Origin of the sequence: Pseudomonas sp. P97.38 (assembly GCF_001269745.1) — a bacterium.
Classification (GTDB): Bacteria; Pseudomonadota; Gammaproteobacteria; order Pseudomonadales; family Pseudomonadaceae; genus Aquipseudomonas; species Aquipseudomonas chlororaphis_E.
The window spans coordinates 127,574-147,777 of record NZ_LHVJ01000009.1 but is presented as its reverse complement, the minus strand read 5'-3'; the positions used below and the strand labels follow the sequence as shown (position 1 = coordinate 147,777).

The window sequence follows — 20,204 nt, the reverse complement described above, 5'->3', positions numbered from 1 at the left end:
TCATATGCGCCTAAATGTCGGCGCGTTCACCCTGCTTCGGACACAGCACCCGCCGCTGGAGCATGGCCTGCAACGCCTCGAATTTCACCGGTTTGCCCAGGTAATCCACCAGGGCGCCCGACGGGCAGCGCTCATGCCCCAGGTTCGGGCTGACCACCAGCACCGGCAGCTCCTCGCAACCGGGCAGCGTGCGAATCTGGCAGCAGACCGACACGCCGTCGAAAGGTGGCGACTGGCAATCGAGCAACACGGCATCAAAACTTTCGCCCTGCAACAGTTCCAGCGCCGCGCGGCCGCTGTCGGCCGTTCGCACGCGGTAACCCAGCTTGAGCAGCATGCCGCGCATCACCAACTGATCGATGCTGTTGTCGTCCGCCAGCAGCACCGTGCAGTCCTGGGGCAAGCGCGCGCCCAGGCGTTCGCCGAACACGAGCGATGACGGATCAGGCGCGGGCAAGGCGACATCAAACTCGACGTCCAACTGGAAACGACTGCCGCGACCCGGCTCCGAGGTGTGGGTCAGGCGCCCGCCGAGCAACTCCACCAGTTGCCGGCAGATGGCCAGGCCCACGCCGAGGCCGCCATACTCGCGGGTCATCGAACCGTCCAGTTGGAAGAACCGCTGGTACAGGGTCGCTTCACCCAGGTCGGTAAAGCCGATACCGGTGTCGATCACCGCGAACGACAACACCAGCCCATCGAGCTGCGTCGACCGGCCGCTGACGCGCAACGCCAGGCCGCCGACCCGGGTGAACTTGATGGCGTTGTCCAGAAGACACTCCAAGCACTGGGCCAGCTTGCAGCGGTCGCCCAGCAGCCGATCCGGCAGGCTCGGGGCCACGTCCACCTTGAAATCCAGGCCCTTGGCCGCCGCATTGGCCCCGAACTGCACCTCCAATGCCGCGATCACCTCACGCAGGCTGAACGGAACCGGACAGGCCTTGAGCTTGCCAGCCTGCAACTCGGTGAGCGTGAGGATGCCGTTGACCATGCGCATCATGTCCCGCGCCGAACCGGCGGCGGTCTGCTGATACTGGGTCATCTCCTCGTCCATCTCGACGGTCTCCATCAACTCCAACGAACCGATCACCCCATTCATCGGCGTGCGCAGCTCATGGGTCAGGGTAGCGAGGAATTCATCCTTGAGTTTGTTGCCTTGGGCCAGTTGCTGGTTGAGCACCTCCAGTTTCTGCCCGGCGTCGAGCAGGATCTGAGCCTGCTGCTCGCGCATGGCATTGATGCGATCGGCCAGGGCCAGGGACAGCAGCGCCACTTCGATGGCCGAGCCGATCTGGCTGGCGTACATGGTCAGGAACACGTTCGGCAGGTAGCCGAGCACCATCAGCGTATTGACGACGCCGCCCAGCAGAAACGCCGACCAGGCAATGATGAAATACCGCGCCACCCGCAGGCCACGCCACCAGGCAAACAGCCCGGCGGCGAAGATCACCACGGTGAAGACCAGGGCCAGTACCGTTGCCAGGCGCAACGCCAGGGCATAGCTGGTCATCAACGACAGGCCGACCACCACGGCGCTGTAGGCGACCAGGGCCAACAGCAGCCGATCGAGCCAGCGACTATGTTGGGCTGTTTGCAGGAAGCTGCGGGCGAACTGGCTGCCGAACAGGCCTGCGCAGCCGATGAAGAAGGGCGTCGCGGCGTTGGCCCACCAGGGGTTGTCCGGCCAGAAATACTCCACGGCCGCGCCGTTGACCGACAACTGGTAGAGTCCGAACGAAGCGATGTAAACGATGTAATAGAGGTAGCTGGTGTCCCGCACGCTCAAGTAGATGAACAGGTTGTAGACCAGCATCCCCAACAGCACGCCATAAATGATCCCAAGCACGTACAGGCGCACCGGCTGCTGCTCCAGGTAGGCGGTGCTCGACCACAACGTCAGCGGTGCCTGGATCGACCCCTGGCTTTGCAGGCGCAGGTAGACGGTGCGCTGCTGTTCGGGCTTGAAATCGATGCTGAACAGGTAGTTGTTCTGGCGGATTTCACGACTCGCGAAAGGCAGCGCGTCGCCGGTGCGGCGCACCAACTGATACACCCCGGCAGCATCGGGCAGGTACAGGTCGAGATGGTCCAGCGGCGGATACGCCAACTCCAGCAGCCAGGTGCGCTGGGCGTCCGGGTTCGCGGGGCGGTACTGCAGGTCGACTTTCAACCAGAACGCTGAACGCGAGTAGCCGGCGTTCAGCGTGGCTTTGTCATGGGGCTTGAAGCCGCCGGCCGCGGCCTGGGCCAGGACGTCATCGAGGCCGGCATTGCCGCTCGCGTCCTCGAACACTTGCAGGGCTTGGCCCAGGGGCAGGTTTTGGGTGAACTCATCGAATTCCAGAGCACTTGCCAAGGGGGACAAGCACAGTAACAACATCAACAAATAGCGCATTTAAGCCCCAGCATGGCCTGTCCGGTTGAGTCAGGAAGTCCCCCATTCCCTGAGTAGACGTAAAACCGGCATTACCTGTTATGAGTTGGATCCATCCCTAGCATAGCCGTTGATGGCCAATTTGCACCATTGAAATTTTTCCCACAGAAGGCTCTAGAACGGGCGTTCCAGGGGAAAGCATTGAGATAGAGCTGTTGCTTCGGTCAGATTACCGGATAAGCCTCGGGGCCTCGTCACAGGTGCGCGCCGATCGAAGGGTTTGGTGGTAAGCTCGCGCACCATGAATATCTACAGCTCTCGCCCCGTTGTCCTCTGTCTCTCCGGCCACGACCCCAGTGGTGGCGCCGGCTTGCAGGCAGATATCGAAGCCCTGCTCGCCCAGGGCTGTCATGCCGCTCCGGCGGTGACCGCGTTGACCGTGCAAGACACAGTCAACGTCAGTGATTTCCGCGTGCTCGATCGGGCCTGGGTGTTGGCGCAAGCCAATGCCGTGCTCAACGATTCGACGGTGGCGGCGGTCAAGTTGGGCATGCTTGGTTCACTGGAAATGGTCGACACCGTGGTCGAACTGCTCCAGGCGCACCCGCACCTGCCCATGGTCTGCGACCCGGTGCTGCGCGCCGGCGGTGGTGGACGGCTGGGCAAGGACGAGGTCGGCTACGCCATGCGCGAACGCCTCTTGCCCCTGGCGATCATCGCCACGCCCAACCTGCCGGAAGCACGCATCCTCGCCGAACTGCCCGAGGGCAGCGCCGATGAGTGCGCCGAAAAACTGCAGCCTTTCGTCAAGCACCTGTTGATCACCGGTGGCCACGGCGATGAACATGAAGTCCATAATCGCCTGTACAGCCGCGATGGCCGCCGCGAAACCTTTACCTGCCAGCGCCTGCCCGGCAGCTATCACGGTTCCGGCTGCACCCTCGCCAGTGCCCTGGCCGGCCGCCTGGCCCAGGGCGAACAGCTCGCCAGTGCCGTCAAGACCGCACTGGATTACACCTGGCGCACCCTGCGCGACGCCGAGCGACTGGGCCAAGGCCAGTTCGTGCCGCGTCGCCTGCCGCTGGATTTCTGCTCATAGCACCGGAGGCCTGTGGAATGAAATTACGTGGCCTTTACGCCATCACCGACGGCCCGTTGCTGGCCGGCAAATTCCTCGCGTATGTCGAAGCCGCGCTGGAAGGTGGCGTCGCCCTGCTGCAATACCGCGACAAGAGCAACGACGAGGCCCGTCGCCTGCGCGAAGCCGAAGCGCTGCGCAACCTGTGCGAGCGCTACAACACCCAGTTGATCATCAACGACGACGCCGAACTGGCCGCGCGCCTGGGCGTCGGCGTGCACCTGGGGCAGACCGACGGCCCGCTGGCCCCGGTGCGGGCGCTGCTGGGAAGCAAGGCGATCATCGGCTCCACCTGCCATGCCAGCTTGGAGCTGGCCGAGCAGGCCGCCGCCGAAGGCGCCAGCTATGTGGCATTCGGGCGCTTCTTCAGCTCCAGCACCAAGCCCGGCGCCCCCGGCGCACCGCTTGAGTTACTCGCACAAGCCCATGCCAGGCTGCACGTTCCGGTCTGCGCCATCGGCGGCATCACCCTGGACAACGCCGCCCCGCTGGTGGCCCACGGTGTCGACCTGCTGGCCGTGGTCCATGGCCTGTTCGGCGCCGACAGCAGCGCAGAGGTGACGCGCCGCGCCCGCGCCTTCAACGCCCTGCTGCAGCCCCAATAATCTTTTTTTTCGATTTCGAGAGCCCCAACCATGTCCCGTTCCGAAACCCTGTTTGCCAATGCCCAGAAACACATTCCCGGTGGCGTGAACTCTCCCGTCCGGGCGTTCAAGAGCGTCGGCGGCACCCCGCTGTTCTTCAAGCACGCCGAAGGCGCGTATGTGACCGACGAAGACGACAAGCGCTATGTCGACTACGTCGGTTCGTGGGGTCCGATGATCCTCGGCCACAGCCATCCGGAGGTGCTCGACGCCGTGCGCCAGCAACTGGCCCACGGCCTGTCCTATGGCGCACCCACCGCGATGGAAACCGAAATGGCCGACCTGGTCTGCTCGATCGTGCCGTCAATGGAAATGGTGCGCATGGTCAGTTCCGGCACCGAGGCGACCATGAGCGCGATCCGCCTGGCACGCGGGTTCACCGGGCGCGACAGCATCATCAAGTTCGAAGGCTGCTACCACGGCCACTCCGACAGCTTGCTGGTCAAGGCCGGTTCCGGAGCCCTGACCCAGGGCGTCCCGAGCTCGGCCGGCGTGCCGGCGGCGTTTGCCAAGCACACCCTGACCCTGCCGTTCAACGACCTCGAAGAAGTCGAGAAGATGCTCGCCGACGTCGGCCAGGAAGTGGCCTGCATCATCGTCGAGCCGGTGGCCGGCAACATGAACTGCGTACCACCGGCACCGGGCTTCCTCGAAGGCCTGCGTCGCCTCTGCGACCAGCATGGCGTGGTGCTGATCTTCGACGAAGTGATGACCGGTTTTCGCGTGGCCCTCGGCGGCGCCCAGGCCCACTATGGCGTGACGCCGGACCTGAGCACCTTCGGCAAGATCATCGGCGGCGGCATGCCGGTGGGCTGCTTCGGCGGCAAGCGCACCATCATGGAATGCATCGCCCCGCTGGGCCCGGTCTACCAGGCCGGTACGCTGTCGGGCAACCCTCTGGCCATGGCCGCTGGCCTGACCACCTTGCGCCTGATCAGTCGCCCGGGTTTCCATGCCGAGCTGACCGACTACACCACGCGCCTGCTCGACGGCTTGCAGGTTCGCGCCGACGCGGCCGGCATCCCGTTCGTCACCACCCAGGCCGGCGGCATGTTCGGCCTGTACTTCAGCGGCGCCGATGACATCGTCACCTTCGAAGACGTCATGGCCAGCGACGCCGATCGCTTCAAGCGTTTTTTCCACCTGATGCTCGAAGGCGGCGTATACCTGGCGCCGAGCGCATTCGAAGCCGGCTTCACCTCCATCGCCCATGGCGAGGCGGAGTTGAAAATCACCCTCGACGCAGCCGAGCGAGCGTTCGCAGCCTTGAAATAAGCCTGTGGATAACTGACGCTGGCTGATGCCGGCGTCAGTGATTGCCGACAACCCCCTATCCTTTTCCTACGGATTTCGCCGCGAAGCAGCCGTTGGCATTCCCTCGCAGCAGAAAAACGAGTAAAGACTTTGTAAGGATGGCCCCGCTTATTTCATAATGCGCGCTTATTGGATCCCCCGGAGGGTCCGCGCGCCCCTCAGAGGTAAGTCGATTCCCATGAACCGCACCGGCCGCACCCTTGCCTTGGGCTGCCTGTTGCTCCTTCAGCCCCTGCTGGCGAATGCACAGGCAGGCGGCAACTCGTTGTTGATCCCGGCGCTGGGCCGTTGCACGCTCAACACCCAGCCACAAGATCTCGCACCGGCCCTCGACGCCTGTCAAAAAGCGGCGGATGCAGGCGATGCGCAGGCACAGTACGAGTTGGGCGAGTTCTACTACGAAGGCAAGGCTGCGCCGCGCGACCTCAAGCAAGCCCTCGACTATTTCGAAAAAGCCTCGCTGCAAGGCCATGCCCAGGCGCAATTCAAGCTGGGCGGCATGTTCTTTCATGGTGAAGGCGTACCCGCCAACAATGTCCAGGCCTACATCGTCCTGAAGATGGCGGCGGTCAACGGCGCCGAAGACGCCCTGGACACCGCCGACGAAGTCGCCGAGCAAATGCCCCGCGACGAGCTGGAAGTCGCCACCCAGGTGCTCGGGCAGATCTTTCGCAAGTACCTGATGGAACTGCAGAACGCCGACGGGCGCACGCCGTTCTCGCCACTGCCCTGAAACCGCAGCCCCCCAGTGGCTGGGAGTATCTTATTGTGGCGAGGGAGCTTGCTCCCGCTGGGTTGCGAAGCAACCCCAAAGATCCTGGAAGCGCTTCGCACTCCAACGGGAGCAAGCTCCCTCGCCACAAAGCCCGCTTGCAGCAACCAAGAGGCTTTACGCCTTACTTCTCAGGCATCGGCATCGGAAACGGCATCACATTGCCCACCCCACTGCGGGCTTCGCTGATTTTCGGCGTGCCCAGGCGTTCGACTTCGTCGATGCGCACGATCGAGTGCATGGGCACGAAACTGCGTACCACGCCCTCGAACTGAGCCTTGAGCTTTTCCTCGCTCGGGTCGACGACCACTTGCGTGCGCTCCCCAAAGACGAATTCTTCCACTTCCAGGAAGCCCCACAGATCGCTCTGGTAGATCTGCTTGGCGTACATTTCGAACACCTGGCCCTGGTTGAGGAAAATCACCTTGTAGATTGGAGCTTCACGTTTGGTCATGGCTGGCGAAACACATCGGCGGGTAAAAATGAGGGCGCAAACTATAGCATAGCCACTGCTCCGGCAGCGGTAGGAACCCGCTGACTTGTTCCCTATAATGCGCGGTTCTTTGAATCACGTGATGACCCGTCCATGGCCAAGAAGCTTTACATCGAAACCCACGGTTGCCAGATGAACGAGTACGACAGCTCGCGCATGGTCGATCTGCTGGGCGACCACCAGGCCCTGGAAGTCACTGCCCGCGCCGAAGACGCGGACGTGATCCTGCTCAACACCTGCTCGATCCGCGAACGTGCCCAGGACCGGGTGTACTCTCAGCTCGGCCGCTGGCGCGAGCTGAAGCTGGCCAACCCGGACATGGTCATTGCCGTGGGCGGTTGCGTGGCCAGCCAGGAAGGCGCCGCCATCCGCGACCGCGCGCCATACGTGGACGTGGTCTTCGGCCCGCAGACCCTGCACCGCCTGCCCGAGATGATCGACGCCGCGCGCGTGACCAGGCTGCCCCAGGTGGACGTGTCGTTCCCGGAGATCGAAAAGTTCGACCACCTGCCCGAACCACGCATCGACGGCCCGAGCGCCTATGTCTCGGTGATGGAAGGTTGCAGCAAATACTGCACCTTCTGCGTCGTGCCCTACACCCGCGGTGAAGAAGTCAGCCGGCCGTTCGACGACGTGATCGCCGAGATCATCCACCTGGCGGAAAACGGCGTGCGCGAAGTGACGCTGCTGGGCCAGAACGTCAACGGCTATCGCGGCCTGACCCACGATGGACGCCTGGCAGATCTCGCCGAACTGATCCGCGTCGTGGCGGCGGTGGACGGCATCGACCGCATCCGCTACACCACCTCGCACCCGCTGGAGTTCTCGGACAGCCTGATCCAGGCCCACGCCGAGGTCCCGGAGCTGGTCAAACACCTGCACCTACCGGTGCAATCGGGTTCCGACCGGATCCTCGCCGCCATGAAACGCAACCACACGGCCCTGGAGTACAAATCCAAGCTGCGCAAGTTGCGGGCCGCCGTGCCGGGCATCTGCATCAGCTCGGACTTCATCGTCGGCTTCCCTGGCGAAACCGAGAAGGACTTCCAACAGACCATGAAGCTGATCGAAGACGTCGGCTTCGACTTCTCCTATTCCTTCGTCTACAGCCAGCGCCCCGGCACGCCGGCGGCCGACCTGGCGGACGACACCCCCGAAGAGTTGAAAAAAGAACGGCTCAACGCCCTGCAACACCGCCTGAACCAGCAAGGTTTCGAGATCAGCCGACAAATGGTCGGCTCCATCCAGCGGATCCTGGTGACCGATTACTCGAAGAAAGACCCCGGCGAATTGCAGGGACGCACGGAAAACAACCGCATCGTCAACTTCCGTTGCGACACCCCAGCCCTGATCGGCCAGTTCGCCGACGTGCACATCGACGCCGCGCAACCGCACTCCCTGCGCGGCTCCTTGATCCAGTAGTACCTCAGTTTCCTGTGGGAGCGAGCTTGCTCGCGATAGCGGTTCGGCACTCAACATCTGCGTTGAATGTGACACCCTCATCGCGAGCAAGCTCGCTCCCACCAGGGCCACACCAAGCCCTGTGATCGAATTGCCCCGCTTAAGAGCTTTCGCACCCAGCCTACTGGCGCTATCCTTGGTTTCATCTCAATTGCCCCTGGGCGGCTAAAAACGACCTTGAACGCACCCATCGAACCTCATCGTTTCATTCTCGAGCCCTTTGAGGCTCGCCGCTTCGCCAATCTGTGCGGGCAATTCGACGAGCACCTGCGCTTGATCGAACAGCGCCTGGCCATCGAGATCCGCAACCGCGGAAACCAATTCGAGCTGATCGGCGAACCCAAGCACACCACCTCCGCGGAAAACCTGCTGCGCCGCCTCTACCGGGAAACCAAGGGGAGCGAGTTGTCGCCAGACACCGTGCACCTGTTCCTCCAGGAGTCGGCGGTCGAAGAGCTGGACAACCCCGCGCCTTCGGAACCGGCCGTCGCCCTGCGCACGAAAAAAGGCATGATTCGCCCGCGCGGCCTGAACCAGCAGCGCTACGTGAAGGAAATCCTGGGTAACGACATCAATTTCGGCATCGGCCCGGCCGGTACCGGCAAGACCTACCTGGCCGTGGCCTGCGCCGTCGACGCGCTGGAGCGCGAACAGGTACGGCGCATCCTGCTGGTGCGCCCGGCGGTCGAAGCCGGAGAAAAACTCGGCTTCCTGCCCGGCGACCTGACCCAGAAGATCGACCCCTACCTGCGCCCGCTCTACGACGCGCTGTATGAAATGCTGGGCTTCGAATACGTCGCCAAGCTGATCGAGCGCCAGGTCATCGAGGTCGCCCCGCTGGCCTACATGCGTGGTCGCACCCTGAACAACAGCTTCATCATCCTCGACGAAAGCCAGAACACCACGGTCGAGCAGATGAAAATGTTCCTGACCCGGATCGGCTTCGGCTCCACCGCGGTCATCACCGGCGACATCACCCAGGTCGACCTGCCTCGCGGGACCAAGTCCGGGCTGAACCATGTCATCCAGGTGCTCAAGGACGTGCCAGGCATCAGCTTCACGCACTTTTTGCCCAAGGACGTGGTCCGTCATCCGCTGGTGCAGCGCATCGTCGAAGCCTACGAGCGCTTCGAGAGCCGCGCCGACGAAGACACGGCCGAAGGCAAGGGCAGCCGCCACAATGCTTGAACTCGACCTGCAACTGGCCAGCGAATACCCGGCCCCCAGCGAAGCCCAGTTCCGCCAATGGTGTGAACTGGCCTTGCGCCAGCGCAGCGCCGATTCGGAGCTGACGATCCGCCTGGTGGACGAGCCCGAAGGCCGCGAGCTGAACCACACCTGGCGGCAGAAAGACTACGCCACCAACGTGTTGTCATTTCCCGCCGACGTGCCCGACGAACTGCTCGACATCCCGCTGCTGGGTGACCTGGTGATCTGCGTCCCGGTGGTGGAGCGCGAAGCGCGCGAACAAGGCAAGACTGGCGAGGCCCACTGGGCCCATCTGGTGATTCACGGCTGCTTGCATCTGCTCGGTTACGACCATATAGAAGATGACGAAGCCGAGGAAATGGAAGCACTGGAACGAACGTTGCTTGCAGAGCTGGGTCATCCCGACCCTTATACCGGCGACGAACACTGATACATCAACCTGTAACGACAAAGGATTCAGAGTAATCGCTATGAGCGAAGATCGATCGAGCAACGGGCAGAAGTCATGGCTGGGCAAGCTCACCCAGGCTTTTGCCCATGAGCCGAAAAACCGCCAGGAGCTGCTGGAGCTGCTGCGCGATGCACACCAGAACAAACTGCTGGACAGCGAAGCGCTGGCCATCGTCGAAGGCGCCATCCAGGTCGCTGACCTGCAAGTACGCGACATCATGGTCCCGCGCTCGCAGATGATCAGCATCAAGGCGACCCAGACACCCCGCGAGTTCCTGCCCGCGGTGGTCGACTCCGCTCACTCGCGCTACCCGGTCGTCGGCGAAAGCCATGACGACGTCATGGGCGTGCTGCTGGCCAAGGACCTGCTGCCGCTGATCCTTCAGGAAAACGGCGACAGCTTCAACATCAAGGACCTGTTGCGCCCGGCCACCTTCGTGCCCGAGTCCAAGCGCCTGAACGTGCTGCTGCGTGAATTCCGCGCCAACCACAACCACATGGCCATCGTCATCGACGAATACGGCGGCGTGGCCGGCCTGGTCACCATCGAGGACGTGCTCGAGCAGATCGTCGGCGACATCGAGGACGAGCACGATGTCGAGGAAGACAGCTACATCAAGCCCCTGCCCAGCGGCGACTTCCTGATCAAGGCCCTGACGCCGATCGAGAACTTCAACGAATTCTTCGACAGCCAATTCTCCGACGATGAGTTCGACACGGTCGGCGGCCTGGTGATGAGCGCTTTCGGGCACCTGCCCAAGCGCAACGAAACCACGGAAATCGGCTCCTGGCGCTTCCGCATCCTGAACGCCGACAGCCGCCGGATTCACCTGCTGCGCCTGTCGCCCATTGCCCGATAACCCCTACGAGCCCCGCTAAGGACACACATGCGCTGGATAAACCGCCCCGGCTGGCCCGGTAACCTGCTGGCCGTGGCGGCCGGCGCGATCACCACCCTGGCCCTGGCACCGTTCGACATCTGGCCGCTGGCACTGCTGGCGGTCGGACTGTTCTATGCCGGCTTGCGCGAGCTGTCGCCACGCCAGGCGCTCGGCCGAGGCTGGTGCTTCGGCTTTGGTCTGTTCGGCGCCGGCACCAGCTGGATCTACGTCAGCATCCACAACTTCGGTGGGGCCTCGGTGCTGCTGGCCGGGTTGCTGATGCTGTTGTTCATCGCCGCCATTGCCTGGTTCTTTGCCCTGCCGGCCTGGCTGTGGGCGCGCTGGCTGCGGCGCAACGAAGCGCCGCTGGCCGATGCCCTGGCGTTCGCCGCGCTGTGGTTGGCCCAGGAAGCCTTCCGTGGCTGGTTCCTCACCGGGTTCCCGTGGCTCTACTCCGGCTACAGCCAGCTCGATGGCCCCCTGGCCGGCCTCGCGCCACTGGGTGGGATGTGGCTGATTTCCTTCACCCTGGCCCTGACGGCCGCGCTGCTGTACAACGCGCGCCGGTTGATCGGCACCGGCCGCAAGGGCTTCATCGCCGCCGGCGTGGTGTTGCTGGTCGGCCCGTGGGTGGCCGGCATGGCGCTCAAGGGGCATGCATGGACCAGCCCTTCGGGCGACCCGCTGAGCGTCGCGGCGATCCAGGGCAACATCGAACAAAGCCTGAAGTGGGACCCGGAACAGCTCAACGCCCAATTGGCGCTGTACCGCGACATGAGCTTTACCTCCAAGCGCGTCGACCTGCTGGTCTGGCCGGAGACAGCGGTCCCGGTGCTCAAGGAGTCGGCCCAGGGCTACCTGGACATGATGGGCAGCTTCGCCGCCGAGCGGCATTCGGCGCTGATCACCGGCGTGCCGATTCGCCAACTGGTGCGCCACGAAAAGCGCTACTTCAACGGCATCACCGTGACCGGCGAAGGCGACGGCACCTACCTCAAGCAAAAACTCGTGCCGTTCGGCGAATACGTGCCCCTGCAGGACCTCTTGCGCGGGCTGATCGCGTTCTTCGACCTGCCCATGTCGGACTTCGCCCGGGGCCCGGCCGATCAGCCGTTGCTGCAGGCCAAGGGTTACCAGATCGCGCCGTTCATCTGCTACGAAGTGGTCTACCCGGAGTTCGCCGCCGGCCTCTCGGCGCGCAGCGACCTGTTGCTGACCATCAGCAACGACACCTGGTTCGGCACCTCGATCGGCCCGTTGCAGCACCTGCAAATGGCCCAGATGCGCGCCCTCGAAGCCGGACGCTGGATGATCCGCGCCACCAACAACGGCGTCACCGGCCTGATCAACCCCTTCGGCCAGATCACCGCGCAGATCCCGCAGTTCGAGCGCGGCATCCTGTATGGCGAAGTGGTGCCGATGCACGACCTGACGCCCTACCTGCAATGGCGCTCGTGGCCGTTGATCAGCCTGTGCGTGCTACTGCTGGGCTGGGCGCTGATGGCAGGGCGAATGGCCAGGACGGTATAACTCGCTCCCCATGTGAATGAAAAACCCCGTGGCGAGGGAGCTTGCTCCCGCTGGACTGCGCCAGCAGGCCCCTGTTTTTCAGGGGCCGCTTCGCGCCCCAGCGGGAGCAAGCTCCCTCGCCACAATAAGCGTTCACCTTGACGATTCAGCGATAGAACAACCAGTACCCGACCAACCCCACCGCCTCATTCATCAACTGCCCGGACTGCCAGATCGACTTGAACTCCGGCATCCAGCCGCCCAACGGCCGGGCGTTATCCGCTCCCAGGAACCCCACCGGCGCGGGCACCACTTCAAAACCCGAGCGCTCGAAGCTCATGACCGCCCGCGGCATGTGCCAGGACTGGGTCACCACCACGACGCGACGGACACCCTCGGGCAGGAGGATCTCGGCGCTCATCCGGGCATTTTCCCAAGTGGTGCGGCTGCGCCCTTCCTGCCAGCGTACGGTGACCCCGAAATCATCCAGCAGCGAATCGGCCATCAGCTTCGCCTCGCTGGGCGGAGTGCCGTAGTGCAGGCCGCCGGTCGTCAGCACCGGTAGCCCCGACGCCTTGGCCAGTCGGGCGGCATAACGCTGACGCTCAAGCCCCACACCGGTGGGCTGGTCGGCGCCCCAGGCCAAGTCGCCGCGCTCGCGGCCGGAGCCGAGCACGACGATGGCGTCGGCGCGCTGGGCCAGGCTCGTCCATTCACTGCGCGCCAGCGGCGGCTCCTGCTCCAGGGCCTTGGCGCTCCACTGCACCACCACGGGCAGGCTCATCAGCCAGAAGCCGCCCAGGCCCACGATAAAGCACAGGCGAGCCAGGCGCGGCCGGGAGTTGCGCCACCACCAGGCAAGCGCCAGCAGCAGCAAGAGAATGCCCGGCGGCAAGAGAAGTTGTTTGATGAAATAGCGAAACGGCATCGGGCATCTCCATAGATGCCCGAAGCCTAAGTGGGTTGACGCAAAGCGACAACAGATTCGAAAGGACCTTGAATCAAAAGAGCGACCTGGGTGGGTCCGGTTCTAGTTCAACTACATTGACCGGAGCCTGACGGCTTCCTTGTCCGGCGTCCGGTCCTTGAGCCATACCACCTTGGCCGAACGGGGCGCCTCGTGACGCTGGGGTACCTGGGCTCCGCTCGGGCGGGCCGGGTGTCCGACCTGTTCGAGGTAAGCCTTGACCAGTTCGAACTCTGCGGGGCTGAGGCCGCGCAGTTCCAGCTCTGCCGGGCGCTCGTCGCGCAAACGACCGGCGGTTCTTGCAGCGTCCAGGGCCATCCCGAGACGATCGATCAGTTTTTCGTACAACTCAGGTGTCGTTACTTTTCGCTGTGATTCAACCATCCCTCACCTCATTGAAGATAAGACTCACTCCCCATTGAGAAGCTTAGCTTCGCTTGGCAAACCGGCAGGACGCCGCGACCAACGGCCCTGAACGCCCGACACGGGCGGTGGTCGGCAACCGCCGGCATGCAATCAGGGTTTCCCTCGGCAGAGCGCGGTCATGTATGCTACGGCGCTTCCTGTAACTCCACTTCCAGCTTGGCTGGGCATCGAGAACGCCGCATACGGCGTCGTCTGCGTCCAGCATGGCAACGAAGAGGATTGGGCCACCCCATTCAGTACAAAAGTAGCCATGCACGAACACTACCAGCCCCGTGAAATCGAAGCCGCCGCCCAGTCTTTCTGGGACGAGCAAAAGTCCTTTGAAGTCAGTGAACAGCCAGGCAAGGAGACCTACTACTGCCTGTCGATGTTCCCTTACCCCAGCGGCAAGCTGCACATGGGGCACGTGCGCAACTACACCATTGGCGACGTGATCTCCCGCTACCAGCGCATGCAAGGCAAGAACGTCCTGCAACCCATGGGTTGGGACGCCTTCGGCATGCCGGCGGAAAACGCCGCGATGAAGAACAACGTGGCGCCCGCCAAGTGGACCTACGAAAACATCGCCTACATGAAGTCCCAGCTGCGCAGCCTGGGCCTGGCGGTGGACTGGTCTCGCGAGGTCACCACCTGCAAGCCCGACTACTACCGTTGGGAGCAGTGGCTGTTCACCCGCCTGTTCGAAAAAGGCGTGATCTACCGCAAGAATGGCACCGTGAACTGGGACCCGGTGGACCAGACCGTACTGGCCAACGAGCAAGTGATCGACGGTCGCGGCTGGCGCTCCGGCGCGCTGATCGAAAAGCGCGAGATCCCGATGTACTACTTCAAGATCACCGCCTACGCGGATGAACTCCTGGAGAGTCTCGACGAGCTGACCGGCTGGCCCGAGCAGGTCAAGACCATGCAGCGCAACTGGATCGGCAAGTCCCGGGGCATGGAAGTGCAGTTCCCCTACGACGTCGCCTCGATTGGCGAAGCCGGCACCCTGAAGGTCTTCACCACCCGTCCGGACACCCTGATGGGCGCCACCTACGTGGCCGTGGCCGCCGAGCACCCGCTGGCGACCCTGGCGGCCCAGAACGATCCCGCGCTGCAGGCGTTCATTGCCGAATGCAAGGGCGGCAGCGTCGCCGAAGCCGACGTCGCCACCCAGGAAAAGAAAGGCCTGCCGACCTCGCTGTTCGTCGAGCACCCGCTGACCGGCGAGAAACTCCCGGTGTGGGTCGCCAACTACGTGCTGATGCACTATGGCGATGGCGCCGTCATGGCGGTGCCGGCCCACGACGAACGCGATTTCGAGTTCGCCCACAAGTACAACCTGCCGGTCAAGCCCGTGGTCCGCACCAGCGCCGGTGACCAGACCCCGGCGCCGTGGCAGGACGCCTACGGCGAACACGGCGAGCTGATCAACTCAGGCGAATTCAACGGCCTGGATTTCGCAGGTGCGTTCGACGCCATCGAAGTGGCCCTGATCAAGAAGAACCTCGGTGCCTCCCGCACCCAGTTCCGCCTGCGCGACTGGGGCATCAGCCGTCAGCGCTACTGGGGCTGCCCGATCCCGATCGTGCATTGCGGCACCTGCGGCGATGTACCGGTACCGGAAGATCAACTGCCCGTGGTCCTGCCGGAGGACGTCGTACCCGATGGCGCCGGATCGCCCCTGGCCCGCATGCCCGAGTTCTACGAATGCAGTTGCCCGAAATGCGGCGCACCGGCCAAGCGCGAAACCGACACCATGGACACCTTCGTCGAGTCCTCGTGGTACTACGCCCGCTACGCCTCGCCGCACCATGAAGGCGGCCTGGTGGAAAAATCCGCCGCCGACCACTGGCTGCCGGTGGACCAGTACATCGGCGGTATCGAACACGCCATTCTCCACCTGCTGTATGCGCGCTTCTTCCACAAGCTGATGCGCGACGAAGGCCTGGTGAGCTCCAACGAGCCCTTCAAGAACCTGCTGACCCAGGGCATGGTGGTCGCCGAGACGTATTATCGTCGCGAAGCCAACGGCGCCTACACCTGGTTCAACCCCGCCGATGTCGAGCTCGAACGCGACAGCAAGGCCAAGGTCATCAGCGCCAAGCTGATCGCAGACGGCCTGCCGGTGGAAATCGGCGGCACCGAGAAGATGGCCAAGTCGAAGAACAACGGCGTCGACCCACAGTCGATGATCGACCAGTTCGGCGCGGACACCTGCCGCCTGTTCATGATGTTCGCCTCGCCGCCCGACATGAGCGCCGAATGGTCCGACTCCGGCGTCGAGGGCTCGCACCGCTTCCTCAAGCGCGTCTGGCGCCTGGCCCAGGCCCACGTGGCCCAGGGCCTGCCGGGCAAGCTGGACGTCAACGGCCTGAACGACGAACAAAAAGCCGTTCGCCGTTCGATCCACCTGGCCATCAAGCAGGCCAGCCATGACGTCGGCCAGAACCACAAATTCAACACCGCCATCGCCCAGGTGATGACGTTGATGAATGTCCTGGAAAAAGCCGCCCAAGCCACCGAACAGGATCGCGCCTTGCTCCACGAAGGCCTGGAAGCGGTGACGCTGCTGCTGGCGCCGATCACCCCGCACATCAGCCACGAGCTGTGGAATCGACTGGGTCACGCCGACCCGGTGATCGACGCCCGCTGGCCGTTGGTGGACGAAACCGCGCTGGTGCAGGACAGCCTGACCCTGGTCATCCAGGTCAACGGCAAGCTGCGCGGCCAGATCGACATGCCGGCCAGCGCAACGCGCGAAGAAGTCGAAGCCGCCGCACGGGCCAACGAGAACGTGCTGCGCTTCGTCGATGGCCTGACGATTCGCAAAGTGATCGTCGTGCCCGGCAAACTGGTCAACATCGTCGCAAGCTAATTGGATCGGGCGCCTGGCCGCGGGCCGGGCGCCGAATATGACCTGGGAGGCCGCGTTGTCGGCCCATAGGGTTTCAAGGGGAGCAACAAGATGATCAAACGTAATCTGCTGGTCGTGGGCCTGGCGGTCCTGTTGAGCGCCTGCGGCTTCCAGCTGCGTGGCACCGGCACCACCGAGCTGGCTATCAAGGAGCTGGACCTCAGTGCGCGGGACGCCTACGGCGAAACCGTGAAAATGCTGCGCGACACGCTCCAGAACAGTGGCGTGAAGGTCTACAACGGCGCGCCCTACAAGCTGGTGCTGACCAATGAACAGCAAAGTCAGCGCAGCCTGAGCTACGCCGGCGCCGGGCGTTCGGCCGAATACGAGCTGACCAACGTGCTGAGCTATGAAATCCGTGGCCAGAACAACCTGTCGTTGCTGGACGACAAGCTCCAGGTGCAGAAGGTCTACCTGCACGACGGCAACAACATCACCGGCTCCGACCAGGAATCGACCCAGGTGCGTGGCGAAATGCGTCGCGAGCTGGTACAGCGCATGATGCTGCGCCTGCAACGCCTGAGCCCGGCCCAGTTGGAGCAATTGCAACAGACCGCCGACGCCCGCGCCAAGGCCGAAGCCGACGCGCTGGAAGCGGCACGCAAGGCGGAGGCGGAAACACCGCAGCAGTCGCCTCTGGAAGTCCCGGCTGAATAAGCCGTGCGGGGTGCTCCGGCGCCCCGCCCATCTGCGCTCATGAGCTGCATTCCATGAAACTGGCCCCCGCCCAACTCGGCAAGCACCTGCAAGGCGCCCTCGCGCCGGTCTACATCATCAGTGGCGATGACCCATTGCTGTGCCAGGAAGCTGCCGACGCCATCCGCAGTGCCGCTCGCCAGCAAGGGTTCGATGAACGCCAGGTGTTCGCCGCCGACGCCAATTTCGATTGGGGCACGCTGCTGCTGGCCGGTGCGAGCATGTCCCTGTTCGCTGAAAAGCGCCTGCTGGAGCTGCGCCTGCCGTCCGGCAAGCCCGGTGACAAGGGCGCCGCCGCGCTGATCGAGTATTGCTCGCGGCCTGCCGAGGACACGGTCCTGCTCATCAACCTGCCGAAACTCGATGGCAGTGCGCAGAAGACCAAATGGGGCAAGGCCCTGGTGGAGGGTCAGCAAACCCAGTTCGTGCAGATCTGGCCGGTGGATGTCAGCCAACTGCCGAGCTGGATCCGCCAGCGCCTGTCCCAGGCCGGCCTCTCGGCCAGCCAGGACGCGGTGGAGCTGATTGCCGCCCGCGTCGAAGGCAACCTGCTGGCCGCGGCCCAGGAAATCGAAAAACTCAAGCTGATGGCCGAAGGCGGGCAAATCACCGTGGAAACGGTGCAGGCCGCCGTGGCCGACAGCGCTCGCTTCGATGTCTTCGGGCTGACCGATGCGATCCTCAACGGCGAAGCTGCCCACGCCCTGCGCATGCTTGAAGGCTTGCGAGGCGAAGGCGTCGAGCCACCGGTGATCCTCTGGGCGCTGTCCCGGGAATTGCGCCTGCTGGCCAATCTGTCGTTGCAGTACAGCCAGGGTGTACCGCTGGACAAGGCCTTCAGCCAGGCCCGCCCGCCCGTATGGGACAAGCGCAAGCCGCTGATGAGCAAGGCCCTGCAACGTTACTCGGCGCCGCGCTGGGCACAACTGTTGCTCGAAGCACAGCGCATCGACGCGCAGATCAAGGGCCAGGCCGCTGGCTCGCCGTGGATGAGCCTGAGTCGGTTGTCGCTGTTGATGGCCGGGCAGCGACTGGCGCTTCCAGCGGAATAAACACCGCCTTGCCAGATGCTTTTGTGGCGAGGGAGCTTGCTCCCGCTGGATCGCGAAGCGATCCCAAAAAAGCGATGAGCGCTACGCACTCAAGCGGGAGCAAGCTCCCTCGCCACACAAGCGCGCTGGTCGCAAACCCTGTACACATTCCGCCGGCCTGCCAGGACTGGACAGCCCCCCAACTCTGGCCCATGATTCGCCCCGCACAACCCACCCCCATGAGAGATCCAACCATGAGCAAAAAGCCATCCCGGCATGGCCCCAACAAGGCCAAGTCCATCGTCGCCCAGCCCCTGTTCCGCAGTCGCCAGGAACGACCCGCCAAGGGCAAAGGCAGCTACCGCCGCGAAGCCTTCCAGTCTGACAACTGGGAGGCTTCTTGCTTTCTGGCCGCTTGAAACACCTGGACAAGCCCTACAGCCCTTTCGCATGTTAAGGTCAGCACCTGATTTGTATTTCTGGACCCGTGCATGCCCTTTTGTCTTTCCCGTCGCTTGCCCCTGCGCCAGCTGATTGCCGCCACCAGCATCGCCCTGCTGGTCGCCTGCGCTGAAAAACCCACCGCCGCCGACGCCCAACCGCTCCAGACCGTCCCCGCCGTGACCGCCCCGGCCGTGGTGCCGCCTGTCGTGCCCACTGGTGAAAACCTGGACATCGTCCCCACCCAGACCTTCGCTGAATGGCAGGCCGGGTTTCGCAAGGACGCCTTGGCCGCCGGGATCCGTCCCGATCTGTTCGATCGCGCGTTCATCGGCGTCAGCCCCGACATGAGCGTGATCAAGGCCGATCGCAGCCAGCCGGAATTCACCCGCCCCGTGTGGGAATACCTCGATGGCGCCCTGTCGCCGCTGCGGGTCAACAAAGGCAAGGCGCTGATCCAGCAGAACGCCCAAGTGCTGCAGAGCATCGAGCAACGCTACGGCGTCGATCGCGACGCGCTGGTGGCGGTGTGGGGCATGGAAAGCAACTTTGGCCAGTTCCAGGGCACCAAGTCCGTGATCAATTCCCTGGCGACCCTGGCCTACGAAGGCCGACGCCCGGGTTTTGCCCATGCGCAATTGATCGCCGCCCTGCAAATCCTGCAACAGGGCGATATCGCACCGGAAAAAATGCTCGGCTCCTGGGCCGGCGCCATGGGCCAGACCCAGTTCATTCCCACCACGTACAACACTCACGCGGTGGATTTCGACGGCGATGGCCGCCGGGACATCTGGGGCAGCTCCACCGACGCCCTGGCCTCCACCGCCCACTACCTGCAAAGCTCCGGCTGGCAACGCGGCCAGCCGTGGGGGTACGAGGTAGAGTTGGAAAAGGGTTTCGACTACGCCCTGGCCGACGGCACGACCCGCAAACCCTTCTCAGAATGGATACGCCTGGGGGTTTCCACCTACGACGGCATGCCGATCCCCCCGGCTGAACGGCAACTCTCCGCGGCCCTGTTGCTGCCCGCCGGCCATCGCGGCCCGGCGTTCCTGGTGTTCGACAACTTCCGCGCCATCCTCAAGTACAACAACTCTTCGTCATACGCACTGGCGGTGGGTTTATTGTCGGGGCGCTTCAGCGGTACCGGGCTGGTGTATGGCCAGTGGCCCAAGGATGACCTGCCGCTGAGCCGCAGCGAGCGCATCGAACTGCAGACCTTGCTGAGCACGCATCAATACGACGCCGGCACCCCCGACGGCATCATCGGCGCCAACACCCGCAAGGCAATCCGCAGCGCCCAGCAGTCACTCGGCTGGCCGGCGGATGGGTATCCGACGCATAAGCTGCTGGAGGCGTTGCGTAGCCGTTGAAGGTTGTCTTAATGGCCACTGCCGCTTTCGCGGGCAAGCCCGCTCCCACAGGTTGATCGTGTTTCCATGAAGGGACGCGGTCCCTGTGGGACCGGGCTTGCTCGCGAAGACTGAGTCGCAGACGACACA

Annotated in this window: 18 protein-coding genes; 14 read left to right on the top strand and 4 right to left on the bottom strand. The window is 63.7% G+C overall.

The features are described from left to right. Nucleotides 1-10: 10 nt before the first annotated feature. Complete coding sequence (locus tag AD664_RS02675; protein ID WP_053144200.1) at nt 11-2,395, bottom strand: hybrid sensor histidine kinase/response regulator; 2,385 nt, start codon at nt 2,393-2,395, stop codon at nt 11-13. Between the two features lie 280 nt (nt 2,396-2,675). On the opposite strand from AD664_RS02675, the gene AD664_RS02670 reads away from it, so the two are divergent. The 4 genes from AD664_RS02670 (at nt 2,676) to AD664_RS02655 (ending at nt 6,203) form a co-directional block, all read left to right on the top strand. Beyond that, the gene (locus AD664_RS02670; protein WP_053144198.1) at nt 2,676-3,473 is read left to right on the top strand and encodes a hydroxymethylpyrimidine/phosphomethylpyrimidine kinase; all 798 of its coding nucleotides are present in this window, start codon (nt 2,676-2,678) and stop codon (nt 3,471-3,473) included. Between the two features lie 17 nt (nt 3,474-3,490). Continuing rightward, complete coding sequence (gene thiE / locus AD664_RS02665; protein WP_053144196.1) at nt 3,491-4,117, top strand: thiamine phosphate synthase; 627 nt, start codon at nt 3,491-3,493, stop codon at nt 4,115-4,117. 30 nt (nt 4,118-4,147) lie between these two features. Further along, nucleotides 4,148-5,431 carry a glutamate-1-semialdehyde 2,1-aminomutase gene (gene hemL, locus AD664_RS02660; protein ID WP_053144194.1) on the top strand — a complete coding sequence of 428 codons (1,284 nt, stop codon included), beginning with the start codon at nt 4,148-4,150 and terminating at the stop codon, nt 5,429-5,431. A gap of 217 nt (nt 5,432-5,648) precedes the next feature. Continuing rightward, nucleotides 5,649-6,203, top strand: a complete 555-nt coding sequence (locus AD664_RS02655; RefSeq protein WP_042732295.1) for a tetratricopeptide repeat protein — start codon at nt 5,649-5,651, stop codon at nt 6,201-6,203. A 163-nt stretch (nt 6,204-6,366) separates the two neighbouring features. Here AD664_RS02655 and AD664_RS02650 read toward each other — a convergent pair whose 3' ends face one another. Next, nucleotides 6,367-6,696 carry a DUF1820 family protein gene (locus AD664_RS02650; protein ID WP_053144191.1) on the bottom strand — a complete coding sequence of 110 codons (330 nt, stop codon included), beginning with the start codon at nt 6,694-6,696 and terminating at the stop codon, nt 6,367-6,369. A gap of 132 nt (nt 6,697-6,828) precedes the next feature. Between AD664_RS02650 and miaB the strand changes: the two genes are divergently transcribed. The 5 genes from miaB (at nt 6,829) to lnt (ending at nt 12,266) form a co-directional block, all read left to right on the top strand. Further along, complete coding sequence (gene miaB, locus AD664_RS02645; RefSeq protein WP_053144189.1) at nt 6,829-8,157, top strand: tRNA (N6-isopentenyl adenosine(37)-C2)-methylthiotransferase MiaB; 1,329 nt, start codon at nt 6,829-6,831, stop codon at nt 8,155-8,157. A gap of 216 nt (nt 8,158-8,373) precedes the next feature. Then, a complete protein-coding gene (locus AD664_RS02640; RefSeq protein WP_047736337.1) occupies nt 8,374-9,384 on the top strand; it encodes a PhoH family protein in 1,011 nt (336 codons plus the stop codon). Further along, nucleotides 9,377-9,835, top strand: coding sequence for an rRNA maturation RNase YbeY (ybeY, locus tag AD664_RS02635; RefSeq protein WP_053144188.1), 459 nt, complete (start codon nt 9,377-9,379; stop codon nt 9,833-9,835). Before AD664_RS02640 ends, ybeY begins: the two co-directional genes overlap by 8 nt. A 40-nt stretch (nt 9,836-9,875) precedes the next feature. Then, nucleotides 9,876-10,715 carry an HlyC/CorC family transporter gene (locus AD664_RS02630; RefSeq protein ID WP_053144186.1) on the top strand — a complete coding sequence of 280 codons (840 nt, stop codon included), beginning with the start codon at nt 9,876-9,878 and terminating at the stop codon, nt 10,713-10,715. Between the two features lie 27 nt (nt 10,716-10,742). Beyond that, nucleotides 10,743-12,266, top strand: coding sequence for an apolipoprotein N-acyltransferase (gene lnt / locus AD664_RS02625; protein ID WP_053144185.1), 1,524 nt, complete (start codon nt 10,743-10,745; stop codon nt 12,264-12,266). Nucleotides 12,267-12,411: 145 nt separating this feature from the next. On the opposite strand, the gene AD664_RS02620 is transcribed toward lnt, so the two are convergent. Then, nucleotides 12,412-13,173: a YdcF family protein gene (locus AD664_RS02620; protein WP_053144184.1), complete on the bottom strand. Its 762-nt coding sequence runs from the start codon at nt 13,171-13,173 to the stop codon at nt 12,412-12,414. 111 nt (nt 13,174-13,284) lie between these two features. Further along, nucleotides 13,285-13,596: a hypothetical protein gene (locus AD664_RS02615; RefSeq protein ID WP_053144183.1), complete on the bottom strand. Its 312-nt coding sequence runs from the start codon at nt 13,594-13,596 to the stop codon at nt 13,285-13,287. A gap of 292 nt (nt 13,597-13,888) precedes the next feature. Between AD664_RS02615 and leuS the strand changes: the two genes are divergently transcribed. From leuS to AD664_RS02590, 5 genes are all read left to right on the top strand, one after another. Then, a complete protein-coding gene (gene leuS, locus AD664_RS02610) occupies nt 13,889-16,495 on the top strand; it encodes a leucine--tRNA ligase (RefSeq protein ID WP_053144179.1) in 2,607 nt (868 codons plus the stop codon). A gap of 90 nt (nt 16,496-16,585) precedes the next feature. Beyond that, entirely contained in the window at nt 16,586-17,191 is a 606-nt protein-coding gene (lptE, locus tag AD664_RS02605; RefSeq protein WP_042732825.1) for an LPS assembly lipoprotein LptE, read from the top strand. A gap of 53 nt (nt 17,192-17,244) precedes the next feature. Continuing rightward, entirely contained in the window at nt 17,245-18,282 is a 1,038-nt protein-coding gene (gene holA / locus AD664_RS02600; protein WP_053144177.1) for a DNA polymerase III subunit delta, read from the top strand. A gap of 233 nt (nt 18,283-18,515) precedes the next feature. After that, nucleotides 18,516-18,680: an alternative ribosome rescue factor ArfA gene (gene arfA, locus AD664_RS02595; RefSeq protein ID WP_030140368.1), complete on the top strand. Its 165-nt coding sequence runs from the start codon at nt 18,516-18,518 to the stop codon at nt 18,678-18,680. 72 nt (nt 18,681-18,752) lie between these two features. Next, a complete protein-coding gene (locus AD664_RS02590; protein ID WP_053144175.1) occupies nt 18,753-20,075 on the top strand; it encodes a lytic murein transglycosylase in 1,323 nt (440 codons plus the stop codon). The last annotated feature ends 129 nt before the right edge of the window (nt 20,076-20,204 follow it).

Coding starts and splice junctions, on each gene's coding strand:
- AD664_RS02615 (WP_053144183.1), bottom strand. CDS start 13,596: ATGGTTGAATCACAGCGAAAAGTAACGACACCTGAGTTGTACGAAAAA.
- miaB (WP_053144189.1), top strand. CDS start 6,829: ATGGCCAAGAAGCTTTACATCGAAACCCACGGTTGCCAGATGAACGAG.
- AD664_RS02650 (WP_053144191.1), bottom strand. CDS start 6,696: ATGACCAAACGTGAAGCTCCAATCTACAAGGTGATTTTCCTCAACCAG.
- thiE (WP_053144196.1), top strand. CDS start 3,491: ATGAAATTACGTGGCCTTTACGCCATCACCGACGGCCCGTTGCTGGCC.
- arfA (WP_030140368.1), top strand. CDS start 18,516: ATGAGCAAAAAGCCATCCCGGCATGGCCCCAACAAGGCCAAGTCCATC.
- leuS (WP_053144179.1), top strand. CDS start 13,889: ATGCACGAACACTACCAGCCCCGTGAAATCGAAGCCGCCGCCCAGTCT.
- holA (WP_053144177.1), top strand. CDS start 17,245: ATGAAACTGGCCCCCGCCCAACTCGGCAAGCACCTGCAAGGCGCCCTC.
- AD664_RS02655 (WP_042732295.1), top strand. CDS start 5,649: ATGAACCGCACCGGCCGCACCCTTGCCTTGGGCTGCCTGTTGCTCCTT.
- lnt (WP_053144185.1), top strand. CDS start 10,743: ATGCGCTGGATAAACCGCCCCGGCTGGCCCGGTAACCTGCTGGCCGTG.
- AD664_RS02675 (WP_053144200.1), bottom strand. CDS start 2,395: ATGCGCTATTTGTTGATGTTGTTACTGTGCTTGTCCCCCTTGGCAAGT.
- AD664_RS02670 (WP_053144198.1), top strand. CDS start 2,676: ATGAATATCTACAGCTCTCGCCCCGTTGTCCTCTGTCTCTCCGGCCAC.
- lptE (WP_042732825.1), top strand. CDS start 16,586: ATGATCAAACGTAATCTGCTGGTCGTGGGCCTGGCGGTCCTGTTGAGC.
- AD664_RS02590 (WP_053144175.1), top strand. CDS start 18,753: ATGCCCTTTTGTCTTTCCCGTCGCTTGCCCCTGCGCCAGCTGATTGCC.
- AD664_RS02630 (WP_053144186.1), top strand. CDS start 9,876: ATGAGCGAAGATCGATCGAGCAACGGGCAGAAGTCATGGCTGGGCAAG.
- AD664_RS02620 (WP_053144184.1), bottom strand. CDS start 13,173: ATGCCGTTTCGCTATTTCATCAAACAACTTCTCTTGCCGCCGGGCATT.
- ybeY (WP_053144188.1), top strand. CDS start 9,377: ATGCTTGAACTCGACCTGCAACTGGCCAGCGAATACCCGGCCCCCAGC.
- hemL (WP_053144194.1), top strand. CDS start 4,148: ATGTCCCGTTCCGAAACCCTGTTTGCCAATGCCCAGAAACACATTCCC.